The organism is Pseudomonas sp. L7 (assembly GCF_046605565.1).
Taxonomy (GTDB): domain Bacteria; phylum Pseudomonadota; class Gammaproteobacteria; order Pseudomonadales; family Pseudomonadaceae; genus Aquipseudomonas; species Aquipseudomonas wayambapalatensis.
In genome coordinates this window covers 5,089,610-5,111,083 of sequence record NZ_CP176784.1, presented here as the reverse complement: position 1 = coordinate 5,111,083, position 21,474 = coordinate 5,089,610, and the positions used below count along the sequence as shown (strand labels likewise).

Below are 21,474 nucleotides of genomic sequence, written 5' to 3'. Positions count from 1 at the left end.
GGTCAGTCTTTCCGTTGTGGCTCTTGGACCGGCTGAGCCTGGCCCTCGATGGTGTGCGGCTGGTTCAGCGGCGCGGTGTTGTGCGGCTGCTGGGTGGGTTGCACGGACGGCTGGACAGGCGGCGGAGTCTGCTCGGCAGGCTTGCTCTCTTCCTCGTTCATGGCCTTGCGAAAGCCCTTGATCGATTCGCCCAGGTCACTGCCGAAGTTCTTCAGCTTCTTGGTGCCGAACACCAGCACCACGACGACCAGCAGGACGATCCAGTGTTTCCAGTCAAAGATACCCATGGTGTACTCCCTTGAATGATGTGAAGCCTGAGCGGGCGTTATCGCGGGGGCGAGCCCGCTCCTGCAGGGGCATGGCGATCAGGTCGGTTGGCGCGCGGCCTTCTCGTCATGGCCGGAAAGCCCGAAGCGGCGGTCGAGTTCGTCCAGTACCGCCTGTGGATGCTGCCCCAGTGCGCTGAGCATCACCAGGCTATGAAACCACAGGTCGGCGGTTTCATAGATGACATCACTGTAATCCTTGCTCACGGCGGCGTCCTTGGCGGCGATGATCGTCTCGATCGACTCTTCGCCAAGCTTTTCCAGAATCTTGTTCAGGCCCTTGTGGTAGAGGCTCGCCACGTAGGAGCTGTCGGGGGCCGCCTGCTTGCGTTGCTCGAGCACTTCGGCCAGGCGATCAAGTGTGTCGCTCATGTTCAGTGCCCCGCGTGGTAGATGGTGTCAGGATCTTTCAGAACCGGGTCTACGATCTTCCACTCACCGTTTTCGAAGACGCGATAGAAGCAGCTTTCACGGCCGGTATGGCAGGCGATATGGCCCAGTTGCTCGACCATCAGGATGACCACGTCGGCGTCGCAATCCAGGCGCAGTTCATGCAGTTTCTGCACATGGCCGGACTCTTCGCCCTTGCGCCACAGCTTGCCTCGCGAGCGCGACCAGTAGATGGCGCGGTTCTCGGCGGCAGTCAGGGCGAGCGATTCACGGTTCATCCAGGCCATCATCAGCACGCGCCCGGTCTTGTGGTCCTGGGCGATCGCCGGTACCAGGCCATCGCTGTTCCACTTGATCTCGTCCAGCCAGTCTTTCATCGTCGACTCCAAAACAGGCCCGCTCCCGTACCGGGCCCTTTGCGCCTAGTGTGCCAGCCAGCAGCGCGGCTGGCTATCGGCGCACGATCAGGTAGAGCCCGGCAACCAGCATCAGCCACGCCGGCCAGGCGGCCGGAGCGCTGAGGCTCGCGGCACCGGCGGCCAGGGTCGCGCCGCCACCGAGCAGGCCGGCACCGAGCAGGCGCAGTGCCCAGTTGTCGCCCGCACGGCGACGCTCCGGCAGTTGCGGGTCGTGCAGGTGCGGTTGCGACAGGCGTTCGAGCAGGTCGCGGGTCATGTCGGCCAGGTGCGGCAACTGCTCGGCCTGGCTGTAGAGGTTGCCGAACACCGCCTTGGGGCTCATGCGTTCGCGCATCCAGCGTTCCAGATAGGGTTTGGCGGTGCTCCACAGGTCCAGGTCGGGGTACAGCTGGCGCCCCAGGCCTTCGATGTTGAGCAGGGTTTTCTGCAGCAGTACCAACTGCGGCTGAACTTCCATATTGAAGCGGCGGGCCGTCTGGAACAGACGCATCAGCACCTGGCCGAAGGAAATATCCTTTAACGGTTTTTCGAAGATCGGCTCGCACACGGTGCGGATCGCCGCTTCGAATTCGTTGACCTTGGTGTGCGCCGGCACCCAGCCCGAATCGATGTGCAACTGCGCCACGCGGCGGTAGTCGCGCTTGAAGAAGGCGATCAGGTTGCGTGCCAGGTAGTCCTGGTCTTCGGCGGTCAGGCTGCCGACGATGCCGCAGTCGATGGCGATGTACTGCGGGCTCCACGGCTTGACCGTGCTGACGAAGATGTTGCCCGGGTGCATGTCGGCGTGGAAGAAGCTGTCACGGAACACCTGGGTGAAGAACACCTCGACGCCGCGCTCGGCCAAAAGCTTCATGTCGGTGCGCTGGTCGGCCAGGGTGGCCATGTCGGTGACCGGCACGCCGTAGATGCGCTCCATTACCAGCACTTTCGGGCGGCACAGGTCCCAGTACACCTGCGGCACGTACATCAGCTCCGAGCCTTCGAAGTTGCGGCGCAGTTGGCTGGCGTTGGCCGCTTCGCGCAGCAGGTCGAGCTCGTCGTAGATGGTCTTTTCGTAGTCACTGACCACTTCCACCGGGTGCAGGCGGCGCGCATCGGCGGAGGCCCGTTCGGCAACCTTGGCGATCAGGAACAACCACGCCAGGTCCTGGGCGATCACGGGCTTGAGGCCCGGGCGAACCACCTTCACGACCACCTCTTCGCCGGTCTTGAGGCGTGCGGCATGGACCTGGGCGACCGAGGCGGAGGCCAGCGGTTCGACGTCGAAGCGGCTGAACACCTCGCCGACTTTCGCGCCGAGCTGCGCTTCGATCAGCGCCACGGCTTTCTGTGGGTCGAACGGTGGCACGCGGTCCTGCAGCAGCATCAACTCGTCGGCGACGTCCGTTGGCAGCAGGTCGCGGCGGGTGGAGAGCAGTTGGCCGAACTTGATGAAGATCGGCCCCAGGTCCTGCAGGGCCAGGCGCAGGCGCGCGCCCCGGCTGAGCTCGCTGGGCTTGCGCGGCAGCCAGCGCCAGGGCATCAGCAGGCGCAGGCTGAGCAGCCACCAGGGCAGGGGCAGGTCGAACAGCAGGTCATCGAGACGGTAGCGGATCACGACGCGCTGGATGCGCAACAGACGGCGGACGGCGAGCAGCTTCATGCGTTATCGCTGGAATCAAGAGTGTGGGAAAGGCGACGGATGCGCGCCTCGAGACGTTCGATATCGACCTTCAGCGCATCGAGCTCGCTGAATGCCGCTTCGGCTTCGCGCTGCCCGACCAGGGTGCGCGATTCCTCGGCGAGGTATTCGGACAGGTTCTGGCTGAAGCGCGACAGGCCTTGCCGGGTCCAGCGTGCGCGCAGGCGCAGGTGGCCGGCGATCAGCGCGGTGGGGACCGGCCCCAGCCAGCGCGACAGCTCGTACTCCCAGTCGAGCTCCAGGTCCTGCAGCACGCCGACCAGGTCGAGCAGCACCGCGCTGTCGCCATGCAGTTCGACCTGCGGGCTGTGCAGTACGGCGTTCTTGTCCTTGGCGAAGGCCAACTGGGCCAGGCTGCCGGCTGGGGCACGCAGGGTGCAGTCGACCTCGCCCTCCCAATGCGCGGCGAGCATCAGGCCCTCTTGGTCGGGCAGGATGAACAACTGCAGGGCGGGCTGGCGGCAGTCGATGGCGATCACCTTGCCTTCCAGCGCACCCAGGCGCGGCAGCGCCGTGCTGTCCATGCGCAGCACACGGTTGAGCCCGTGCTCGACGCTGGCGAGCAGCCCGGCCAGGAGCATCAGGGCTTGATTCCCCGGTGCACGGCGACGATGCCGCTGGTCATGTTGTGGTAGGTGACGCGGTCGAAGCCGGCATCGACCATCATGCTTTTCAGCGTTTCCTGGTCGGGGTGCATACGGATCGATTCGGCCAGGTAGCGATAGCTTTCCGAGTCGTTGGTGATCAGTTTGCCGGCCAGGGGCATGAAGGCGAAGGAGTAGGCATCGTAGGCGCGCGACATCAGTTTGTTGGTGGGTTTGGAGAACTCTAGCACCAGCAGGCGGCCGCCGGGCTTGAGCACACGCAGCATCGAACGGATGGCTTCATCCTTGTGCGTCACGTTGCGCAGGCCGAAAGCGATGGTCACGCAGTCGAAGTGGTTGTCGGGGAAGGGCAGCTTTTCCGCATCGGCCTGGACGAACTCGATGTTGCCGGCCACGCCACGGTCGAGCAGGCGATCACGGCCGACCTTGAGCATCGATTCGTTGATGTCGGCCAGTACGACCTGGCCGGTCGGGCCGACCAGGCGCGAGAACTTGGCTGCCAGGTCGCCGGTGCCGCCAGCGATGTCGAGCACGCGGTTGCCGGTGCGCACACCGGACAGCTCGATGGTGAAGCGCTTCCACAGGCGGTGCATGCCGCCGGAGAGCACATCGTTCATCAGGTCGTACTTGGCGGCCACGGAGTGGAAGACCTCGGCGACCTTCTTCGCCTTCTGGCTCTCGGGGACGTCCTGGTAGCCAAAGTGGGTGGTGGGTTCGGCGTGGTCGCCTTTGCGCTGGTCGTTCATATCGCTTCACCGGAAAAAATTACCGCCATTCTAGGGTGAACGGGCGGATTTGTCTTGGCGGGGTGTGCCGTGTCGCGGGCGCGGGCATAATGCCGATTATGTCTTCATTGCCTGGATACCCCGAATGACTCAGATCAGCGTCGAACGCAAACATTCCCTCGGCCGCGAAGCTGCCCGGGCCAAGGCCGAAGGCCTGGTCGACAAGCTGTCGCGCGAGTACGACCTCAAGGCCACCTGGAACGGCGACCGCGTCGATGTCGCGCGCAGCGGCGCCAACGGTAGCGTGCACATTGGCGAGGACACCATCCGTGTCGAGCTGAAGCTGGGCATGATGCTGTCGATGATGAGCGGCACCATCAAGGGCGAGATCGAGCGCGCGCTGGACAAGGCGCTGGCCTGAGGCGCGTGGCTGCACGGCGACCCTGGTCCTTCACCTTAGGGTGAGAATTCTAATTTCCCACCCTATCTTCATGCTCAAGCCCGCATTCCAAGGGCAGTTCCTCCATCCACACCGAACGTGAGGTGCAGAGCATGGCCAAGTTGACCCTGAAAAAGAAAGAAGACGCCCAGGACAGCACCCTGAGCGAAGTGCGCGGCTACGCGCGCAAGATCTGGCTCGCCGGCGTCGGCGCTTACGCCCGTGTCGGCCAGGAAGGCTCGGAGTACTTCAAGGAGCTGGTCAAGGCCGGTGAAGTCGTCGAGAAACGCGGCAAGAAAACCCTCGACAAGAAGCTCGACGCGGCCAACGGCCAGCTCGACGAAGCGGCCGAGGAAGTGAGCCGGGTACGCGGCAAGGTCGAGGTCCAGCTCGACAAAATCGAAAAGGCTTTCGACGCACGGGTGGCCCGCGCCTTGAATCGCATCGGCATTCCGTCTAAACATGACGTTGAGGCGTTGTCCATCAAACTCGAACAGCTGACCGAGTTGCTCGAGCGTGTCGCGCGCAAACCATAAGGAGAGCAGGATGGCTGGCAAGAAGAACACCGAAAAAGAAGGCAGCTCCTGGATCGGCGGGATCGAGAAGTACTCCCGCAAGATCTGGCTGGCTGGTCTGGGGATCTACTCCAAGGTCGACCAGGATGGTCCCAAGCTGTTCGATTCGCTGGTGAAGGACGGCGAGAAGGCTGAAAAGCAGGCGAAGAAGGATGCCGTTGCGGCCAAGTCGGCGACGACCTCGCGGGTCTCCGATGTGAAGGATCGCGCGCTGGGCAAGTGGAGCGAGCTGGAAGAGGCCTTCGACAAGCGTCTGAACAGTGCAATCTCGCGCCTGGGCGTCCCCAGCCGTAACGAGATCAAGGCGCTGCACCAGCAGGTCGACAGCCTGACCAAGCAGATCGAGAAGTTGACCGGCGCCTCGGTGGCACCGGCGTCCAAGGCTGCCGCGAGCAAGACCGCTGCCAAGCCGTTGGCCAAGGCTGCGGCAAAACCCGCCGCAAAACCCGCCGCCAAGCCGGCTGCCAAGACTGCGGCGGCAAAACCGGCTGCCAAGCCTGCAGTTAAGGCCGCTGCGGCAAAACCTGCAGCCAAGACCGCTGCGGCGAAGCCGGCTGCCAAGCCTGCTGCAGCCAAACCGGCCGCCAAGCCCGCTGCCAAACCGGCTGCAGCCAAGAAACCTGCAGTGAAGAAAGCCCCGGCCAAGCCTGCGGCCGCGAAACCGGTCGCTGCCAAGCCCGCAGCTCCGGCCGCTGCTGCGGCGCCAGCACCGAGCGCCGTACCGGCTGGCAATACGCCGTCGGCACCGGTGAGTCCAGCCGGCCAAAGCTGATACCGCGGCGTGCTTTTCGCGGGCAAGTCGCAGCGGCGTTTCGCCGCTGCGACTTGCCCGCGAATGCGTCAGTGGCAACAGCGCAAGTCCAGCCCCTACACTTCCAGATATTTCCCCGCCAATTGCTCCGCTGCCCTGCGCGCCGGCTCCTGCAGATGCGGCGCCACCAGCATCATCACCTGGTACACCACGATCCCCACATCGCCCTCGCGTCCCAGTACCCGCTGGTAATCCAGCGAGAACAGCAGCGTCAGCGTAATCTGCTCCACCAGTTGCCCCAGCGCCTGAGTCTCGCTCACCACCAATCCCTGGCTCTTCAGGCTGGCCAGCAACGCTGCCAGGGTGCGCTTGACCGCATTGATCAGCCCGCGCATGCCGCGCGCCAGCTTGGGCAGGCGGCCGGTGAGGTTCGAGAGGTCCTGGAACAGGAAGCGGTACTGCGACATGCGCTCGACGATCAGGTGCAGGAACAGCCAGTAGTCCTCGGCATCCAGGCGCACCTCCAGTGGTGGATCGAGCAGCGGCATCAACTCGTCTTCGAAGCGCTCGAACAGGCCCATGACCAGCGGCTCTTTGCCGTGGAAGTGGTAGTAGAGGTTGCCCGGGCTGATGCCCAGTTCGTTGGCGATCTCCAGGGTCGAGACGTTCGGCTCGCCCTGGCGGTTGAACAGCTCCAGGGCGCAAGCCAGGATGCGGTCGCGGGTCTTCATGGGCTCAGCGTGCCATTACATAGGTGCCAGGGGCCGGCCCGAGCGGTGGGTAGGATGGCGTGCCCAGTTCGGCCTTCGGCGGCCTGAGGCTGCCTGAGCGGCGTGTGACCCATTCCAGCCACTGCGGCCACCAGGTGCCGTCGCTGCGGGTGGCATCGTGGAACCAGGCGCGTGGGTCGCTGGAGAGCCGGGGGTTTTCCAGGTAATAGGCCTTGGGGTTGCCGGGTGGGTTGATGATGCTCTGGATGTGCCCGCTGTGCGACAGCACGAAGCGGCGCTCGCCGCCCAGCAGCAGGGCCGAGCGGTACACCGCGTCCCAAGGGGTGATGTGATCGTTGCTGCCGGCCACGGTGAAGCTGTCGACCGTAACTTGCCCGAGGTCGATCGGGGTGCCGCACACCTCCAGGCCGCCCGGCTGCACCAGTGGATTGAGCTTGAAGAAGTCCAGCAGCTCGCCGTGCAGGGCAGCAGGCAGGCGAGTGTTGTCGGCGTTCCAGTAGAGGATGTCGAAGGCCGGTGGTGTCTTGCCGAGCAGGTAGTTGTTGACCCAGTAGTTCCAGATCAGGTCGTTGGGGCGCATCCAGGCGAAGATGCGCGCCACTTCGCCGCCGTCCAGCACGCCGCGCTGGTAGGAGCGGCGCTTGGAGGCTTCGAGTGTCTGCTCGTCGGCGAACAGGCTGGCTGGGCTGTCGAACTGGGTGTCGAGCAGGCTCACCAGGTAGGTGGCGCTGCGCACTTTGCGCAAGCGCCCCTTGACCTGCAGATGCCCCTGCAGCGCGGCCATGGTCAGCCCGCCGGCACAGGCGCCCATGAGGTTGGGATCGCGGTTGCCGCTGATGCTGCGACAGGCATCCAGCGCTTCCTCCAGCGCCTGGACGTAGCTCGACAGGCCCCATTCGCGGTGGCATGGGTCGGGGTTGCGCCAACTGACCATGAACACCTGCAGGCCGTTCTTGAGCATGTATTGCACGAAGCTGTTGGTCGGCCCCAGGTCGAACACGTAGAACTTGTTGATCTGCGGCGGCACCACCAGCAGGGGGCGGGTGTACTGTTTCTCGCTCATCGGCTTGTACTGGATCAGTTCCAGCAGCTCGTTGCGAAACACCACCGCGCCAGGGGTGGCGGCCAGGTTGCTGCCGACTTCGAAGGCGCGATCGTCGACCTGGCGCGGCAGGCCGTCGTTGTGGCGCAGGTCGTCGAGCAGGTGGGCGAGACCGCGCACCACGCTCTGGCCACCAGTGTTGAGCATCTCCTTGACCGCAAGTGGGTTGAGCAGCGAGTTGCTTGGCGACACGGCATCGGTGAGCAGGTTGAACAGAAAGTGCGCGCGGGCTCGGTCGTCATCGTCCAGCGAGCTTTCCTCGATCCACTGACGGGTCTGCTTCTGCCACGCCAGGTAGGCCTGCAGGCCGCGCCGGTAGAAGGGGTTCTGGCTCCAGGTCGGATCGCTGAAACGCGCGTCCCGAGGGTGCGGCTGGTGAGGGGTGTCGCCGAGCAGCACGCGGCCCAGCTGGCCACCGAGGCTCAGCAGGTGGTGGGCGGTGTGCAGCGGGTTGCGCAGGCCGATGCGTCCGACCTGACGCAGGGTCGAGATCAGGTCGCGGCCGCGCAGGCCGGCGATGGCGTTCTGCACGTTCATGCTGGTGGCCGGGATCGGTGTCGTCCCCTTTACCGGTTTGTCCTTCATGGCAACAATCCCTCGTCGATCCTTGTCTGCGGTGTCGCCTTTGCGGGCAAGCCCGCTCCCACCTGCACCGGATCCGTGGGAGCGGGCTTGCCCGCGAAGGCAGCACCGCCGAGTAACTGAATGTCCTAGCGCCCGCTCACCTCCGAGCCACCGGCCGCGGATGCATGACCGCACGCTGGCGCTCTTCCTGGAGGAATTTCATGATGATCGGAGCGACGGCCTCGGCGCGGGTAATCAGAAAAAGATGGCCGTCGTCGATTATGTGTAGCTGGGCATTGGGAATCCGCCAGGCCAGCAGGCGCATGTTGATCAGCGGAATCAACGGGTCATCATCGCCGGCCAGCACCAGGGTCGGCTGGTGGATCTTGTGCAGCCAGTGGATGCTCGTCCAGCCAAGCCCGGCGAACAGTTGCCAGTAGTAGCCGGTCTTGCCGCCGGAACGCACCTTGGAGGCGTGGTGCAGCGCCAGGTCCGGGTCGCGGCGGAAGGCGCCGCCATAAATCATCGGTGCGATGCGGATCACGTGCGATGGCTGCACATAGCGCCGCGGGCTGGCCATCATCCACAGCACCTTGGGCTTGCCGGGCACCATGAAGGCCCCGGCGGCAGTGGCGGCGAGCACCAGTTTCTTGCAGCGCTCGGGATAGTCGTGGGCAAACTGCTGGGCCAGCGCCCCGCCCCAGGACACGCCGATGACATTGACCTGGCCGTAGTCCAGGTAGTCGAGCATGCGTGCGGTGAGCTTGGCCAGGCCCGGAAAGCGGTAGGGGTGGCGGGGCGTCGAGGAGCCGCCGACACCGGGGACGTCGAAGGCGATGACTTCCAGGTCCGGGTCCAGCGCCTCGATGAACGGGAACACCAGCTCGAGGTTGGCGCCAATGCCGTTGAAGATCAGCAGCGGCGTCAGATGTGGCTTGCCGGGGCGGACGGCGGTGCGGATGGACTGGTTGTCCAGCTCGACGGTCCTGAATACGTAGGGTTGCGACATGCGCCTGACTCTGTGATGGATGAAGCGCCGCGGCCCGCCGGGTGGCCGCGGCGGTGCGACTCAACGCTCGTGCACGTAGGTTCCCGGGGCCGCTTCGCCCGCGCTGTAGGCGCGATTGCCCAGGCGCGTCGGCGCCTTCTTCAGCTCTCCGGCGCGCTCGCCCAGCCAGGTCTGCCAGTGCAGCCACCAGGAGTCGGCGTGCTTGATCGCGTTCTCCTGCCAGGCCAACGGATCGTCCGGGCGGTCTTCACCGGTCAGGAAACGCGCCTTGGGGTTTCCTGGCGGGTTGAGGATGCTCTGGATATGGCCGCTGTTGGAGAGCACGAACTCGATCTTGCCGCCGAACAGGTGCGCCGAGCGGTAGCACGACTGCCAGGGGGTGATGTGGTCGGCGGTGCCGGCGACGCTGTAGATATCGCACTGCACTTTCTTCAGGTCGATGGCGGTGCCGCAGACTTCCAGCGCGTCGGCGCGGGTCAGCGGGTTGGTCTTGAACATCTCGATCAGGTCGCCGTGGAAGGCGGCCGGCAGGCGTGTGGTGTCGTTGTTCCAGAACAGGATGTCGAAGATCGGCGGCTCGTTGCCGAGCAGGTAGTTGTTGACCCAGTAGTTCCAGATCAGGTCGTTAGGGCGCATCCAGGCGAACACCTTGGCCATGTCGCTGCCTTCGAGCACGCCGGCCTGGTAGGAGTGGCGCTTGGCGGCTTCGAGGGTCTGTTCGTCGACGAACAGGGCCACTTGGGTATCGACCGTGGTGTCGAGCACGCTCACCAGCAAGGTCAGCGAGTTGACCTTGGTTTCGCCCAACGCGGCGTAGTGGCCCAGCAGTGCGGTACAGGTGATGCCGCCGGAGCAGGCACCGAGCATGTTCAGGTCCTTGGCGCCGGTGATCGCCAGCACCGCGTCCACCGCTTCCTTAAGGGCGTCGATGTAGGTCGACAGGCCCCACTCGCGCTGGGCCTTGGTCGGGTTGCGCCAACTGATGATGAAGGTCTGCTGGTTGGAGCGCAGGCAGAAGCGCGCCAGGCTCTTTTCCGGGCTCAGGTCGAATACGTAGAACTTGTTGATCTGTGGCGGCACCACCAGCAGCGGGCGGCTGTGCACCTGCTCGGTGATCGGCCGGTACTGGATCAGCTCCAGCACGTCGTTGCGAAACACCACCGAACCTTCGCTGGTGCCGAGGTTCTTGCCGACCTCGAAGGCTTCCATGTTCACCTGGCTGGGCATGCCGCCATTGTTGACCATGTCCTTGGCGAGGTTGGACAGGCCGTCGAGCAGGCTCTTGCCGCCGGTCTCGAAGAAGCGTTTGACCGCCTGGGGGTTGGCCAGCGTGTTGGTCGGCGCCATGGCTTCGGTCATCAGGTTGATGACGAACTGGCCGCGGCTGACATCCTGGGGCGACAGGTCGCTCTCGGCGATCCAGTCGTTTAGCTCCTTGCGCCAGGCCAGGTAGGTCTGCAGGTAGCGGCGATAGAGCGGATTCTGGCTCCAGGCCGGATCGCTGAAGCGACGGTCGTCGCTCTCGGGATGCAGGCTGGACTTGCCCAGCAGCACGTTTTTCAGCTCCAGGCCGAAATGTGCCACATGCTTGGCGCTGTGCAACGGCTGACGGACCGCCTGGCGCAACACGGTGCGCGCGGAACTCAGCAGGTCCTTGCGACGAATGCCGATGACCGGATTCAGGCCGAGGGTGTTTTCCGAGGCCTGTTTCTGCAGCTCATCGTTGTTCTTGTTACTCATCTACGACGCTCCGTTGTCCTGAGACGAGTACCGGCTGCCTGTGGCGGGTACACAGACGACCGCCCGGTACTGCTGCTCGGGTGACCAGTGATAACGAACAGATGCAGGAACTTGCCAGCCCCATTGGTTACCCGACTTTCATGTAATGCGCAAGACAGCCAGTCATTGGCTGTCTGTAAGTCATTCAAACAAAACGCATTAGAAAATGCGCTCTAACGTCTGGAAGACTTGACCTAGAGCATCAGCTTGACCACCGACTCGACCGGATCGCGGGATTTGCCGGCCTTGTGCAGTTCGTCGAGGTACTCGGCCCACAGCTGCTCCTGGCGCAGGCACAGTTGCTCGAGGTATTCCCAGGTGAACAGACCGCTGTCGTGGCCGTCGTCGAAGGTCAGTTTCAAGGCATATTGGCCGGCAGGTTCCAGGCCGCTGAGGCCGACGTTGATCTTGCCGAACTGCAGGATGGGATTGCCGTGGCCCTGGACCTCGGCGGAGGGGGAGTGCACGCGCAGGAACTCGGCGGGCAGGTGATAGACCTCGCCGGGGGCGTAGGTGAGTGTCAGGGTTTTCGAGGCTTTGTGCAGGTTGATGGCGGTGGGGAGGCGGGCCATGGGGGAATCTCTCGGGAGCTGATGGAACAAGCTTCCAGCTTCTGGTGGAGGGATTCAAGGGCCCATTCGCGGGCAAGCCCGCTCCCACAGGGGCACCCTATACCTTGGCATTGTGGTGACCCCTGGGGAGCGGGCTCGCCCGCGGTGGTGGTATTACAGGATGTAACGCGACAGGTCTTCGTTCTGCGCCAGCTCACCGAGGTGGCTGTTCACATAGGCGGCGTCGATGTTGATCGGCGTCTCGTCATGGGCGCTGGCCAGGTCGCCGGCACTGAACGATACCTCTTCGAGCAGGCGCTCGAGCAGAGTGTGCAGGCGGCGGGCACCGATGTTCTCGGTCTTCTCGTTGACCTGGAAGGCGATCTCGGCCAGGCGCTTGATGCCTTCGTCGGCGAAGGCGATGTTCAGGCCTTCGGTCTTGAGCAGCTCGCGGTACTGTTCGGTGAGCGAGGCGTGCGGCTCCTTGAGGATGCGCTCGAAGTCCTGCGGCGTCAGGGCCTTGAGCTCGACACGGATCGGCAGGCGGCCCTGCAGCTCCGGTACCAGGTCGCTCGGCTTGCTCAGGTGGAACGCACCGGAGGCGATGAACAGGATGTGGTCGGTCTTGACCATGCCCAGCTTGGTGTTGACCGTGCAGCCTTCGATCAGCGGCAACAGGTCGCGTTGTACGCCTTCGCGGGACACATCGGCGCCGCCGACGTTGCCGCGCTTGGCCACCTTGTCGATCTCGTCGATGAACACGATGCCATGCTGCTCGACGGCTTCCAGGGCCTTGGCCTTGAGCTCTTCCTCGTTGACCAGGCGGCTTGCCTCCTCGTCACGGACCATCTTCAGCGCTTCCTTGACCTTCAGCTTGCGCGCCTTGCGCTTGCCCTTGCCCATGTTGGCGAACAGGCTCTGCAGCTGGTTGGTCATCTCTTCCATGCCGGGCGGCGCGGCGATTTCGACGCCCACCGCATCGGCGACTTCGATCTCGATTTCCTTGTCGTCCAGCTGGCCTTCACGCAGGCGCTTGCGGAACAGCTGTCGGGTGTTGGAGTCGCTGCTGGACTGCTGGGCTTCCTCGTTGAAGCTGCTGACCCGCGCCTGCGGCAGCAGGGCATCGAGGATGCGGTCTTCGGCGGCGTCTTCGGCGCGGTGGCGCACACGGACGATTTCCTGCTCGCGCAGCATCTTCAGCGCAGCATCGGCCAGGTCGCGGATGATCGACTCGACATCACGGCCAACGTAGCCGACTTCGGTGAACTTGGTCGCTTCGACCTTGATGAACGGCGCATTGGCGAGCTTGGCCAGGCGCCGGGCGATTTCGGTCTTGCCGACGCCGGTAGGGCCGATCATCAGGATGTTCTTGGGGGTGACTTCGGCACGCAGCTCGGCAGGTAGCTGCATGCGCCGCCAGCGGTTGCGCAGGGCGATGGCGACGGCACGCTTGGCGTCGTCCTGGCCGATGATGTGGCGGTTGAGTTCGTGGACGATCTCGCGGGGGGTCATGGACATGGTGAATTGGGTCCTTGGGCGTAGTGAGTCAGCGTGGGAAAAAGTCCCGCCGTGAGCGGGACACCAGATCAGCTGATCACTCGGCCAGGTCCTGCTCCTCGATGGTCAGGTTGTGGTTGGTGAACACACAGATGTCACCGGCGATATTCAGTGCGGTCTCGGCGATTTCGCGGGCCGAGAGATCGGTCTTGTTCAGCAGGGCGCGGGCTGCGGCCTGGGCGTAGGCGCCACCGGAACCCATGGCGATCAGGCCGTCCTCGGGTTCGACCACGTCACCGTTGCCGGTGATGATCAGCGAGGCGTCCTTGTTGGCCACGGCGAGCATGGCTTCCAGGCGGCTCAGCGAGCGATCGGTGCGCCACTCCTTGGCCAGTTCGACGGCGGCACGCACCAGGTGCCCGGAGTGCTTCTGCAGTTGCGCTTCGAAGCGCTCGAACAGGGTGAAGGCGTCGGCGGTGGCGCCGGCAAAGCCTGCGATGACCTCGCCGTTGTACAGGCGACGGACCTTCTTGGCGTTGCCTTTCATCACGGTGTTGCCGAGGGATACCTGGCCGTCGCCGCCCATGACGACTTTGCCGTGGCGGCGGACTGAAACGATGGTGGTCAAGAGAGAGTCTCCACGCAGCGGGGCGAAAATGCCTGTTGCAGACTCATATGGGGGGAGGGGGGAAGGATTTCAACCTGAGGGGATGAGTGGTGGTTGTGCCGGCCCTATCGCGGGGCAAGCCCGCTCCCACAAGGAAGGTGTGATCCCTGTGGGAACGGGCTTGCCCCGCGATGGGGGTTGCTCAGGCTTCGTGGCAGACATGCCCATCGACCAGGGTGTAGCGCACCGCACCCGGCAGGCAATGCCCGATGAACGGGCAGTTTTCACCACGGGAGAACCACTGCTCGCCGGCCACGGTGGAGGCGCTCGGGTCGAACAGTACCAAGTCTGCCGCACCACCGACCTTCAGCTCGCCCGCCGGCAGGCGCAGCGCCTGGGCTGGGCCACTGGACAGCCGCGCCAGCAGGGTCGGCAGGTCGAGCAGGCCGTCCTCGACCAGGGTCATGGCCAGCGGCAGCAGCAGTTCGACACTGCTGATCCCGGCTTCGGTGGCGCCGAACGGTGCCAGCTTGGCGTCGCGCTCGTGGGGCTGGTGGTGGCTGGAGATCGCCTGGATGACCCCCGACTTCACCGCCTCGCGCAGGCCATCGCGGTCAGCCGGGGTGCGCAGCGGCGGCTGTACGTGGTACAGGCTGGAGAAGTCGCGCAGCGCTTCGTCGGTGAGGATCAGCTGGTACAGCGCCACATCGGCGGTGACCGGCAGCCCCAGTTGCTGGGCCTGGGCGATCAGCCGTGCACCGCGGGCGCTGGTGATCTGGGTGAAGTGCGCTCGCACGCCGGTCTGTTCGACCAGCAGCAGGTTGCGCGCCAGGGCCACGGTCTCGGCGGTTTCCGGAATGCCCGGCAAGCCGAGGAAGCTGGCCATGGCACCTTCGTGGGCCAGGCCTCCGGCTGACAGGTCGCGGTCCTGGGAGTGGAACACCACGGTCAGGTCGAAGGTGGCGGCATATTCCAGGGCGCGGGCCAGGGTCCGGTTGTTGGGGATCTCCTTGAGGCCGTTGCCGAAGGCCACGCAGCCGGTGTCGCGCAGGGCCACCAGCTCGGCCAGTTGCTCGCCTTCAAGGCCCTTGGTCAGGGCGCCGATCGGGTAGACCTTGCTGTTGGCTGCTTCGCGGGCGCGGTCGAGAATCAGTTCCGCGACGGCCGAGGTGTCGAGCACAGGTTTTGTCTGCGGCGGGCAGCACAGGCTGGTGACGCCGCCGGCCACGGCTGCGCGGGTCTCGCTGGCAATGTTGCCCTTGCGGCTGTAGCCCGGCTCGCGCAGGGCGACGTCCAGGTCGACCAGGCCGGGGGCGGCGACCAGGCCGTCGGCCTGGATCGTGCGGCTGGCGCTGAAGCCTGCTGGTGCGGCGCCGATGGCAAGGATGCGACCGTTTTCCAGGTGCAGGTCGGTGATCTGGTCCAGGCCGCTGCTGGGATCGATGACCCGTGCGCCGATGATGCTGATGGTCACAGGGCGTTCTCCTGGTCGAGTTGACGTTGCGCGTTCTGGCCGCTCATGGCCATCGACAGCACGGCCATGCGCACGGCGATGCCGTAGGTCACCTGGTTGAGGATCACCGAGTGCTTGCCGTCGGCCACCGCCGATTCGATTTCCACGCCCCGATTGATCGGGCCCGGGTGCATGACGATGGCGTCCGGCTTGGCGCCGGCCAGGCGTGCGGTGGTCAGCCCGAACAGGCGGTAGAACTCGCCCTCGCTGGGCAGCAGGCCACCGGCCATGCGTTCACGCTGCAGGCGCAGCATGATCACCACGTCGACGTCTTTCAGACCCTCGGCCAGGTCGGTGTAGACCTTGACGCCGTACTGCTCGATACCGATCGGGATCAGCGTCTTCGGGCCGATCACACGGATGTCCGGGCAACCCAGCGCCTTGAGCGCGAGCATGTCGGAGCGGGCCACGCGCGAATGCAGGATATCGCCGACGATCGCCACCGAAAGGTTTTCGAAGCTGCCTTTGTGCCGACGGATGGTCAGCATGTCGAGCATGCCCTGGGTCGGGTGGGCGTGGCGGCCATCGCCGCCGTTGATCACCGCGACTTCCGGGCACACGTGCTCGGCAATGAAGTGCGCGGCGCCGGAGTCGGAGTGGCGTACGACGAACATGTCGGCCGCCATGGCTTCCAGGTTGCGCAGGGTATCGAACAGGGTCTCGCCCTTGCTGGTCGAGGAGGTCGACACGTTCAGGCTGATCACGTCGGCCGAGAGGCGCTGGGCGGCCAGTTCGAAGGTGGTGCGGGTACGGGTGGAGTTCTCGAAGAACACGTTGCACACGGTCTTGCCGCGCAGCAACGGGACCTTCTTGACGGCCCGGGCGCCGACTTCGAGGAAGGAGTCGGCGGTGTCGAGGATCTCGGTGAGCAGTTCGCGGGGCAAACCGTCGAGCGAGAGGAAATGGCGTAGCTGGCCCTGATCGTTGAGCTGCAGCGGGCGCTTGGCGTCGAATGGCGTCATCGCGGGGGACTCTTAAAGGGCGGATGCGGGGGCGAGGTCCTGGCGCTCGAGGGCGAGCGGGGCGGGTCCGGTCAATTTTACCCGTTCATGGGCCGCCAGGGACAGCGTTGCGCCGAGCACATTCGGGCGGATCGGCAATTCGCCTGCATCCAGGTCGAGCAGGCAGACCAGGGTCACGCTGGCCGGGCGCCCATAGTCGAACAGCTCGTTGAGCGCTGCGCGGATGGTGCGACCGCTCATCAGCACGTCATCCACCAGCACCAGGTGCTGGCCTTCGATCTCGAACGGCAGCTCGGATGGACGCACCTGCGGGTGCAGGCCGTTCTGGCTGAAGTCATCGCGGTAGAACGACACATCGAGGGTGCCCAGCGGGCTTTGGTCGCCAAGCTCCTGCTGCAGCGCCTGGGCGACCCAAACGCCACCGGTACGGATGCCGATGAAACGTGGCTCGGTGATGGCGCGGCGCGCCAGGTGGGCGCGAAGGTCGACGGCCATCTGCCGGATCAGGTCGGCGGGATTGGGTAGGCTCATTGCGTGCTCCTTGGGGCGCCGGTATCACCGGCGGCAAAGCGGATGGTCAGGTATTGGCCTCCAGCCAGCCCTGCAGCAGCAGTGCCGCGGCGATGGCGTCGACCGGGTTGTCGCGGTAGCTGCCACGCTGGCCGCCACGGGCCATCTGTTCGCCCTTGGCCTCGAAGGTGGTCAGGCGTTCATCGTGGGTGTGCACCGGCAGGTTGTAGCGTCCGTGCAGGCGGCGGGCGAACTTCTCCGCGCGTTCGCTCATCTCGCTGGGCGTGCCGTCCATGTTCAGCGGCAGGCCGACGACGATGGCGTCGGGTTTCCATTCCTTGATCAGTTTCTCGACCTGGTTCCAGTCCGGCACACCGTTCTGTGCCTTGAGCGTACACAGTTCGCGGGCCTGGCCAGTGATGACCTGGCCGACGGCGACGCCGATCTGGCGGGTGCCGTAGTCGAAGCCCAGCAGCAGGCGCAGCTCGGCCATCAGGCGTGCCCTGCCTGGCTGGTCAGCAGGCTGAGGTTGATCCCCAGGCTTTGCGCGGCGGCCTGCAGGCGCTGCTCGCAGGCCATGCCGAAGAGGATCTCGGGGTCGAACGGGCAGTTGAGCCAGGCGTTATCGGCCAGTTCCGCCTCGAGCTGCCCGGCTTCCCAGCCGGCGTAGCCCAGGGTGATCAGACTCTGCTTCGGGCCGACGCCCTCGGCGATGGCGAACAGCACATCCTGAGATGTCGACAGCGACAGGCCTTGCAGCTCGATGGTGGCCTGGTAGCTGCATTCGGCGCTGTGCAGGACGAAGCCGCGGTCGGTCTGCACCGGGCCGCCCTGGTAGATCGGGATCTGCAGGGTGCTGGCAGGCGGTTCCTCATCCGGGCGCAACTGCTCGAGGATATCGGCCAGGTTCAGCTCCTGCGGGCGATTGACCACCAGGCCCATGGCGCCGTTGGCGTTGTGCTCGACGATGTAGGTGAGGGTCTGGGCAAAGTTCGGATCGGCCATGTGCGGCATGGCAATCAGGAACTGGTGCTTGAGGTAGCTCGGCGTGAGGGTTTTCATGAGGGGTAGTGTGGCGTCAGGTGGCGAGGCTGACAAGCTGGCTGTGCGGTGTCCGTAACGGCCCCATCGCGGGGCAAGCCCGCTCCCACAGGTACTTCGCTGTATTTGCTATCTGCGGGGTACCTGTGGGAGCGGGCTTGTCCCGCGATGGGCCGGCACAGCCCGCACCGATCAGTTGCTCGACAACCGGTCGCCGCGCGCGAAGCGCCAGGTGCGGATGATCTCCAGTCGGTCGAACTCCGCCAGATCGCCGGTGAACGGCGCAAACGGGGCCGCCAGGCGCACGATGCGCTGGGCGGCCTGGTCCAGCACCGGTTGCCCGGAGGATTCGAGCACCAGCACTTCATACAGCGAACCGTCGCGGTTGATCGACACCATCATCCGCAGGCTGCCGTACATCTGCTGGCGCCGGGCTTCTTCCGGGTAGTTGAGGTTGCCGATGCGCTCGACTTTCTTGCGCCACTCCTCTTTGTACCAGGCGCCTTTGTCGCGCATGGTCGAGGCGGCGTTGAGGCGATGGATGCGTGGACGCTTGGCATACAGCTGCTGTTCGTTGGACAGCTCGGCTTCGAGGCTGGCGATCTGGCTCGACAGTTGCAAGCTGTCGAAGTCCGGCACAGGCGCGGGAGGCTTGGGTTGAGGCTTGCTTTCCTTTGGCGCGGTCTCGGCTTTCTGCGGTTTCGGCGCCTTGGTGGTCACCACTGACTTTTCCGGCGCCGCAGGCGTTTCCGGCCGGGCCGTAGGGGGCGGGGTGATCTTGTTGACCTTGCTGTCCTGGAACGGCGCCACCTCGGTGGTGGTGGGCACGGCTTTCTTGTCCAGGGTGCCACTGCCCTGCTGGTTGTCCTGGGCCTGGTAGTCGGCTTTTTCGGGCGGCTTTTCGCGCTTGAAGGTGGCCAGGGTGATGTCCATGGTCTGGCGGATTTCGGCGGGCTTGACCACGCTGAAGCCCACCCCGAGGATCAGCGCCAGGTGCACCAGCGCGGCCAGGAAAAGCGTGAAGCCGAGCCGGTCCACCGGGCGAACGCGCGGTGGCAGCAGGTCGGAGGGGATGTCGGCAGGCAGCGTCATCGGGTATCCAGCAACCGCAGTGGGGCAGCAGGTCGAGTGAAATGGACCGGCATCATACCCCACTCCAGGGTTTTGCTCCGCGTCGGCGGTCAGCGCGCCTTGAGCTTGCGATCAATGGCGTCCATCAGCTGGCCGCCGATATTGGTGTTGTAGGCCGCATCGATCTCGCGGATGCAGGTCGGGCTGGTGACGTTGATCTCGGTCAGCGAGTCGCCAATCACGTCCAGGCCGACGAACAGCAGGCCCTTTTCGCGCAGGGTCGGGCCGACCTGGGCGGCGATCCAGCGGTCGCGCTCGGTCAGCGGACGGGCTTCGCCACGGCCGCCGGCGGCCAGGTTGCCTCGGGTCTCGCCGCTGGCCGGGATGCGTGCCAGGCAGTAGGGCACCGGCTCGCCGTCGATCATCAGGATGCGCTTGTCGCCATCGACGATCTGCGGCAGGTAGGCCTGCGCCATGATCTGCTGGTGGCCATGCTGGGTCAGGGTTTCGAGGATCACCGAGAGGTTCGGGTCGCCCTGGCGGTGGCGGAACACCGACGCGCCGCCCATGCCGTCGAGCGGCTTGAGGATCACATCGCCATGGGTGGTGGCGAAGGCGCGCAGGATGTCGGCGCGGCGGCTGACCAGGGTCGGCGCCATGCACTGCGGGAACTGGGTGGCGAACAGCTTCTCGTTGCAGTCGCGCAGGCTCTGCGGCTTGTTGACGATCAGCACGCCTTCGCGCTCGGCCTGCTCCAGCAGGTAGGTGCTGTAGACGAACTCCATGTCGAAGGGTGGATCCTTGCGCATCAGGATCACATCCAGCTCGCTCAACGCGCTGTCCTGCTCATCGCCCAGTTCGAACCAGCGCGCCGGATCGGCGAACACCTTCAGCGGGCGCATCTGCGCGCGGGCCTGGCCGGCACCCAGGTAGAGGTCGCGCTGTTCCATGTAGAACAGGCTCCAGCCGCGCTCCTGCGCCGCCAGCAGCATGGCCAGCGAGCTGTCCTTCTTGTAGGAAATGGACGCGATGGGGTCCATGACAATCCCGAGGCGAACGCTCATGGGGTAATTCCTCTTGGCGGCAGGTGGCCGCGATGGCACGAAAGAAAAGTGGCTCAGGGTGGCGCCGGGAACGCGGCCGGTCAAGGGGGGAGGCAGATGGAATGCCTACCCGGACTGTGTTAAAAATGCCAGTCAGAGCGCTGCATCGCAGCCCTCGAGGTTTCATTCCTGGCTTGGCGATGGGTGACGCATTTCATGGAACAGCCCCTGAAGGTGATGGTGATCGACGATTCCCGCACCATCCGCCGCACCGCCCAGATGCTGCTGGGCGAGGTGGGTTGCGAGGTGATCACCGCCAGCGACGGTTTCGATGCCCTGGCCAAGATCGTCGATCACAAGCCGCGGATCATCTTCGTCGATGTACTGATGCCGCGCCTGGACGGTTACCAGACCTGCGCGGTGATCAAGCACAACAGTGCGTTCAAGGATATCCCGGTGATCCTGCTGTCCTCGCGTGATGGCCTGTTCGACAAGGCCCGCGGCCGGGTGGTCGGCTCGGATCAGTTCCTCACCAAACCGTTCAGCAAGGAAGAACTGCTCGACGCGATCCGTGCCCACGTGCCCGGATTCGCCGTGCAGGCACAACACGCACCCTGACCGCGCCCGCCCTGGCGCGGTCTTCATTTTCCTGATGGGGAAACCGTATGGCCCGAGTGCTGATTGTCGACGACTCGCCGACAGAGATGTACAGATTGACCGAATGGCTCGAAAAGCATGGCTACCAGGTGCTCAAGGCCAGCAACGGTGCCGATGGCGTGGCCCTGGCCCGCCAGGACAAGCCGGATGCGGTGCTGATGGACATCGTCATGCCCGGCATGAACGGCTTCCAGGCCACCCGTCAGCTCAGCAAGGACCCGGAAACCAGCGCCATCCCGGTGATCGTGGTCACCACCAAGGACCAGGAAACCGACCGCATCTGGGCCACGCGCCAGGGTGCCCGCGATTTCCTGACCAAGCCGGTGGAAGAAGACGCGCTGATCGCCAAGCTCAAAGAGGTGCTGGGCGCTTGACCACGCGCCCCCAGGGTGCGTCGCTGACCGCCTTCGAGCTGTTGCTGGACATCGACCGCCGCTGCCGCCTCTTGGTGGCCGACCAGCCGCTGCAGGACACGCGCCTGCAGCAGTGGAGCGGTATCGGTTTTCGCATCGCCGGGCAGTGGTTCGTCGCCCCCATGGGTGAGGTGGCCGAAGTGTTGCGCGAGCCGCGCAGCAGCCGGGTGCCTGGGGTGCAGCCATGGGTGTGCGGCGTGGCCAACCTGCGCGGTCGCCTGCTGCCGGTGATGGACCTGTCGGCGTTCTTCGGCCTTGGGCCGGCGGCCTCGGGCAAGCAGCGCCGCGTGCTGGTGCTGGACCATGACGACCTGTTCGTCGGCTTGCTGGTGGACGAAGTGGTCGGCTTGCAACATTTCGACCTGAGCAGCCTGGAGCTGTCGCCGCCGCAGCCACTGATCCGCGCCGCGGCGCGTTTCGTCCAGGGGCATTTCCCCCGTGAGCGCAACTGGGCGATCTTCAGCCCCTTCGCCCTGGCCCAGGCGCCGGGCTTTCTCGATGTGGCGTTGTAGA

At 65.0% G+C, this 21,474-nt stretch carries 26 protein-coding genes; 6 read left to right on the top strand and 20 right to left on the bottom strand.

The annotated features are described in order from the left end of the window. Positions 1 to 2: 2 nt before the first annotated feature. The 6 genes from ACK3BK_RS23390 to ubiE all read right to left on the bottom strand — a co-directional run bounded on the left by ACK3BK_RS23390 (position 3) and on the right by ubiE (position 4,167). Positions 3 to 287 (bottom strand): twin-arginine translocase TatA/TatE family subunit, encoded by a 285-nt coding sequence (locus tag ACK3BK_RS23390; RefSeq protein ID WP_186665793.1) that lies wholly within the window; start codon positions 285 to 287, stop codon positions 3 to 5. 78 nt (positions 288 to 365) lie between these two features. After that, on the bottom strand, positions 366 to 698 hold the full coding sequence (locus ACK3BK_RS23385; RefSeq protein WP_054894792.1) for a phosphoribosyl-ATP diphosphatase: 333 nt from the start codon (positions 696 to 698) through the stop codon (positions 366 to 368). Positions 699 to 700: 2 nt separating this feature from the next. Next, positions 701 to 1,093 (bottom strand): phosphoribosyl-AMP cyclohydrolase, encoded by a 393-nt coding sequence (gene hisI, locus ACK3BK_RS23380; RefSeq protein ID WP_054894791.1) that lies wholly within the window; start codon positions 1,091 to 1,093, stop codon positions 701 to 703. A 73-nt stretch (positions 1,094 to 1,166) separates the two neighbouring features. Beyond that, a complete protein-coding gene (gene ubiB, locus ACK3BK_RS23375) occupies positions 1,167 to 2,777 on the bottom strand; it encodes a ubiquinone biosynthesis regulatory protein kinase UbiB (protein WP_186710258.1) in 1,611 nt (536 codons plus the stop codon). After that, positions 2,774 to 3,397 (bottom strand): SCP2 domain-containing protein, encoded by a 624-nt coding sequence (locus ACK3BK_RS23370; protein WP_186665797.1) that lies wholly within the window; start codon positions 3,395 to 3,397, stop codon positions 2,774 to 2,776. The genes ubiB and ACK3BK_RS23370 overlap by 4 nt, the downstream gene beginning before the upstream one ends. Next, positions 3,397 to 4,167 carry a bifunctional demethylmenaquinone methyltransferase/2-methoxy-6-polyprenyl-1,4-benzoquinol methylase UbiE gene (gene ubiE / locus ACK3BK_RS23365; protein WP_288377162.1) on the bottom strand — a complete coding sequence of 257 codons (771 nt, stop codon included), beginning with the start codon at positions 4,165 to 4,167 and terminating at the stop codon, positions 3,397 to 3,399. The genes ACK3BK_RS23370 and ubiE overlap by 1 nt, the downstream gene beginning before the upstream one ends. A gap of 124 nt (positions 4,168 to 4,291) precedes the next feature. Here ubiE and ACK3BK_RS23360 point away from each other — a divergent pair, with 124 nt between their 5' ends. The 3 genes from ACK3BK_RS23360 (at position 4,292) to ACK3BK_RS23350 (ending at position 5,932) form a co-directional block, all read left to right on the top strand. Continuing rightward, complete coding sequence (locus tag ACK3BK_RS23360; RefSeq protein ID WP_186665801.1) at positions 4,292 to 4,567, top strand: polyhydroxyalkanoic acid system family protein; 276 nt, start codon at positions 4,292 to 4,294, stop codon at positions 4,565 to 4,567. A 131-nt stretch (positions 4,568 to 4,698) separates the two neighbouring features. Next, complete coding sequence (locus ACK3BK_RS23355; RefSeq protein ID WP_186665803.1) at positions 4,699 to 5,121, top strand: phasin family protein; 423 nt, start codon at positions 4,699 to 4,701, stop codon at positions 5,119 to 5,121. A gap of 10 nt (positions 5,122 to 5,131) precedes the next feature. Then, positions 5,132 to 5,932: a phasin family protein gene (locus tag ACK3BK_RS23350; RefSeq protein ID WP_186710254.1), complete on the top strand. Its 801-nt coding sequence runs from the start codon at positions 5,132 to 5,134 to the stop codon at positions 5,930 to 5,932. Positions 5,933 to 6,027: 95 nt separating this feature from the next. Here the strand turns inward: ACK3BK_RS23350 and ACK3BK_RS23345 are convergent, their stop codons facing one another. The 14 genes from ACK3BK_RS23345 to gshB form a co-directional block, all read right to left on the bottom strand. Further along, the gene (locus ACK3BK_RS23345) at positions 6,028 to 6,642 is read right to left on the bottom strand and encodes a TetR/AcrR family transcriptional regulator (RefSeq protein ID WP_411383413.1); all 615 of its coding nucleotides are present in this window, start codon (positions 6,640 to 6,642) and stop codon (positions 6,028 to 6,030) included. A gap of 4 nt (positions 6,643 to 6,646) precedes the next feature. Next, positions 6,647 to 8,329 carry a class II poly(R)-hydroxyalkanoic acid synthase gene (gene phaC, locus ACK3BK_RS23340; protein ID WP_411383412.1) on the bottom strand — a complete coding sequence of 561 codons (1,683 nt, stop codon included), beginning with the start codon at positions 8,327 to 8,329 and terminating at the stop codon, positions 6,647 to 6,649. A 136-nt stretch (positions 8,330 to 8,465) separates the two neighbouring features. Next, entirely contained in the window at positions 8,466 to 9,317 is an 852-nt protein-coding gene (phaZ, locus tag ACK3BK_RS23335; RefSeq protein WP_063546564.1) for a poly(3-hydroxyalkanoate) depolymerase, read from the bottom strand. A 60-nt stretch (positions 9,318 to 9,377) separates the two neighbouring features. Continuing rightward, positions 9,378 to 11,057 carry a class II poly(R)-hydroxyalkanoic acid synthase gene (gene phaC, locus ACK3BK_RS23330; RefSeq protein WP_411383411.1) on the bottom strand — a complete coding sequence of 560 codons (1,680 nt, stop codon included), beginning with the start codon at positions 11,055 to 11,057 and terminating at the stop codon, positions 9,378 to 9,380. 233 nt (positions 11,058 to 11,290) lie between these two features. Next, complete coding sequence (locus tag ACK3BK_RS23325) at positions 11,291 to 11,668, bottom strand: gamma-butyrobetaine hydroxylase-like domain-containing protein (RefSeq protein ID WP_063546560.1); 378 nt, start codon at positions 11,666 to 11,668, stop codon at positions 11,291 to 11,293. Positions 11,669 to 11,821: 153 nt separating this feature from the next. After that, positions 11,822 to 13,165, bottom strand: a complete 1,344-nt coding sequence (hslU, locus tag ACK3BK_RS23320; RefSeq protein ID WP_054894846.1) for an ATP-dependent protease ATPase subunit HslU — start codon at positions 13,163 to 13,165, stop codon at positions 11,822 to 11,824. Between the two features lie 76 nt (positions 13,166 to 13,241). Further along, on the bottom strand, positions 13,242 to 13,772 hold the full coding sequence (hslV, locus tag ACK3BK_RS23315; RefSeq protein ID WP_012312406.1) for an ATP-dependent protease subunit HslV: 531 nt from the start codon (positions 13,770 to 13,772) through the stop codon (positions 13,242 to 13,244). 181 nt (positions 13,773 to 13,953) lie between these two features. After that, complete coding sequence (locus ACK3BK_RS23310; RefSeq protein ID WP_186665814.1) at positions 13,954 to 15,225, bottom strand: dihydroorotase; 1,272 nt, start codon at positions 15,223 to 15,225, stop codon at positions 13,954 to 13,956. Beyond that, complete coding sequence (locus tag ACK3BK_RS23305; protein WP_054894843.1) at positions 15,222 to 16,226, bottom strand: aspartate carbamoyltransferase catalytic subunit; 1,005 nt, start codon at positions 16,224 to 16,226, stop codon at positions 15,222 to 15,224. Before ACK3BK_RS23305 ends, ACK3BK_RS23310 begins: the two co-directional genes overlap by 4 nt. Before the next feature lie 12 nt (positions 16,227 to 16,238). Further along, the gene (pyrR, locus tag ACK3BK_RS23300; RefSeq protein ID WP_186710250.1) at positions 16,239 to 16,757 is read right to left on the bottom strand and encodes a bifunctional pyr operon transcriptional regulator/uracil phosphoribosyltransferase PyrR; all 519 of its coding nucleotides are present in this window, start codon (positions 16,755 to 16,757) and stop codon (positions 16,239 to 16,241) included. Between the two features lie 46 nt (positions 16,758 to 16,803). Next, positions 16,804 to 17,229 carry a Holliday junction resolvase RuvX gene (gene ruvX, locus ACK3BK_RS23295; RefSeq protein WP_054894841.1) on the bottom strand — a complete coding sequence of 142 codons (426 nt, stop codon included), beginning with the start codon at positions 17,227 to 17,229 and terminating at the stop codon, positions 16,804 to 16,806. Further along, complete coding sequence (locus ACK3BK_RS23290) at positions 17,229 to 17,798, bottom strand: YqgE/AlgH family protein (protein WP_186710248.1); 570 nt, start codon at positions 17,796 to 17,798, stop codon at positions 17,229 to 17,231. Before ACK3BK_RS23290 ends, ruvX begins: the two co-directional genes overlap by 1 nt. A gap of 171 nt (positions 17,799 to 17,969) precedes the next feature. Continuing rightward, entirely contained in the window at positions 17,970 to 18,869 is a 900-nt protein-coding gene (locus ACK3BK_RS23285) for an energy transducer TonB (protein ID WP_411383410.1), read from the bottom strand. An 89-nt stretch (positions 18,870 to 18,958) separates the two neighbouring features. Beyond that, a complete protein-coding gene (gshB, locus tag ACK3BK_RS23280; RefSeq protein ID WP_186665819.1) occupies positions 18,959 to 19,912 on the bottom strand; it encodes a glutathione synthase in 954 nt (317 codons plus the stop codon). Between the two features lie 195 nt (positions 19,913 to 20,107). Between gshB and ACK3BK_RS23275 the strand changes: the two genes are divergently transcribed. Genes ACK3BK_RS23275 through ACK3BK_RS23265 form a run of 3 tightly spaced genes read left to right on the top strand, consistent with a single transcriptional unit; the run spans position 20,108 to position 21,473 of the window. Continuing rightward, a complete protein-coding gene (locus tag ACK3BK_RS23275; RefSeq protein WP_065863864.1) occupies positions 20,108 to 20,509 on the top strand; it encodes a PleD family two-component system response regulator in 402 nt (133 codons plus the stop codon). Positions 20,510 to 20,556: 47 nt separating this feature from the next. Then, positions 20,557 to 20,922, top strand: a complete 366-nt coding sequence (gene pilH, locus ACK3BK_RS23270; RefSeq protein ID WP_012274551.1) for a twitching motility response regulator PilH — start codon at positions 20,557 to 20,559, stop codon at positions 20,920 to 20,922. Further along, positions 20,919 to 21,473, top strand: coding sequence for a chemotaxis protein CheW (locus ACK3BK_RS23265; protein ID WP_065863863.1), 555 nt, complete (start codon positions 20,919 to 20,921; stop codon positions 21,471 to 21,473). Before pilH ends, ACK3BK_RS23265 begins: the two co-directional genes overlap by 4 nt. Position 21,474 lies beyond the last annotated feature (1 nt).

What these genes read in the sequence shown, in the direction of transcription:
- ACK3BK_RS23390 (WP_186665793.1), bottom strand. Translation starts at nt 287, where the DNA reads ATGGGTATCTTTGACTGGAAACACTGGATCGTCCTGCTGGTCGTCGTG.
- ACK3BK_RS23385 (WP_054894792.1), bottom strand. Translation starts at nt 698, where the DNA reads ATGAGCGACACACTTGATCGCCTGGCCGAAGTGCTCGAGCAACGCAAG.
- hisI (WP_054894791.1), bottom strand. Translation starts at nt 1,093, where the DNA reads ATGAAAGACTGGCTGGACGAGATCAAGTGGAACAGCGATGGCCTGGTA.
- ubiB (WP_186710258.1), bottom strand. Translation starts at nt 2,777, where the DNA reads ATGAAGCTGCTCGCCGTCCGCCGTCTGTTGCGCATCCAGCGCGTCGTG.
- ACK3BK_RS23370 (WP_186665797.1), bottom strand. Translation starts at nt 3,397, where the DNA reads ATGCTCCTGGCCGGGCTGCTCGCCAGCGTCGAGCACGGGCTCAACCGT.
- ubiE (WP_288377162.1), bottom strand. Translation starts at nt 4,167, where the DNA reads ATGAACGACCAGCGCAAAGGCGACCACGCCGAACCCACCACCCACTTT.
- ACK3BK_RS23360 (WP_186665801.1), top strand. Translation starts at nt 4,292, where the DNA reads ATGACTCAGATCAGCGTCGAACGCAAACATTCCCTCGGCCGCGAAGCT.
- ACK3BK_RS23355 (WP_186665803.1), top strand. Translation starts at nt 4,699, where the DNA reads ATGGCCAAGTTGACCCTGAAAAAGAAAGAAGACGCCCAGGACAGCACC.
- ACK3BK_RS23350 (WP_186710254.1), top strand. Translation starts at nt 5,132, where the DNA reads ATGGCTGGCAAGAAGAACACCGAAAAAGAAGGCAGCTCCTGGATCGGC.
- ACK3BK_RS23345 (WP_411383413.1), bottom strand. Translation starts at nt 6,642, where the DNA reads ATGAAGACCCGCGACCGCATCCTGGCTTGCGCCCTGGAGCTGTTCAAC.
- phaC (WP_411383412.1), bottom strand. Translation starts at nt 8,329, where the DNA reads ATGAAGGACAAACCGGTAAAGGGGACGACACCGATCCCGGCCACCAGC.
- phaZ (WP_063546564.1), bottom strand. Translation starts at nt 9,317, where the DNA reads ATGTCGCAACCCTACGTATTCAGGACCGTCGAGCTGGACAACCAGTCC.
- phaC (WP_411383411.1), bottom strand. Translation starts at nt 11,057, where the DNA reads ATGAGTAACAAGAACAACGATGAGCTGCAGAAACAGGCCTCGGAAAAC.
- ACK3BK_RS23325 (WP_063546560.1), bottom strand. Translation starts at nt 11,668, where the DNA reads ATGGCCCGCCTCCCCACCGCCATCAACCTGCACAAAGCCTCGAAAACC.
- hslU (WP_054894846.1), bottom strand. Translation starts at nt 13,165, where the DNA reads ATGTCCATGACCCCCCGCGAGATCGTCCACGAACTCAACCGCCACATC.
- ACK3BK_RS23305 (WP_054894843.1), bottom strand. Translation starts at nt 16,226, where the DNA reads ATGACGCCATTCGACGCCAAGCGCCCGCTGCAGCTCAACGATCAGGGC.
- pyrR (WP_186710250.1), bottom strand. Translation starts at nt 16,757, where the DNA reads ATGAGCCTACCCAATCCCGCCGACCTGATCCGGCAGATGGCCGTCGAC.
- ruvX (WP_054894841.1), bottom strand. Translation starts at nt 17,229, where the DNA reads ATGGCCGAGCTGCGCCTGCTGCTGGGCTTCGACTACGGCACCCGCCAG.
- ACK3BK_RS23290 (WP_186710248.1), bottom strand. Translation starts at nt 17,798, where the DNA reads ATGAAAACCCTCACGCCGAGCTACCTCAAGCACCAGTTCCTGATTGCC.
- ACK3BK_RS23285 (WP_411383410.1), bottom strand. Translation starts at nt 18,869, where the DNA reads ATGACGCTGCCTGCCGACATCCCCTCCGACCTGCTGCCACCGCGCGTT.
- gshB (WP_186665819.1), bottom strand. Translation starts at nt 19,912, where the DNA reads ATGAGCGTTCGCCTCGGGATTGTCATGGACCCCATCGCGTCCATTTCC.
- ACK3BK_RS23275 (WP_065863864.1), top strand. Translation starts at nt 20,108, where the DNA reads ATGGAACAGCCCCTGAAGGTGATGGTGATCGACGATTCCCGCACCATC.
- pilH (WP_012274551.1), top strand. Translation starts at nt 20,557, where the DNA reads ATGGCCCGAGTGCTGATTGTCGACGACTCGCCGACAGAGATGTACAGA.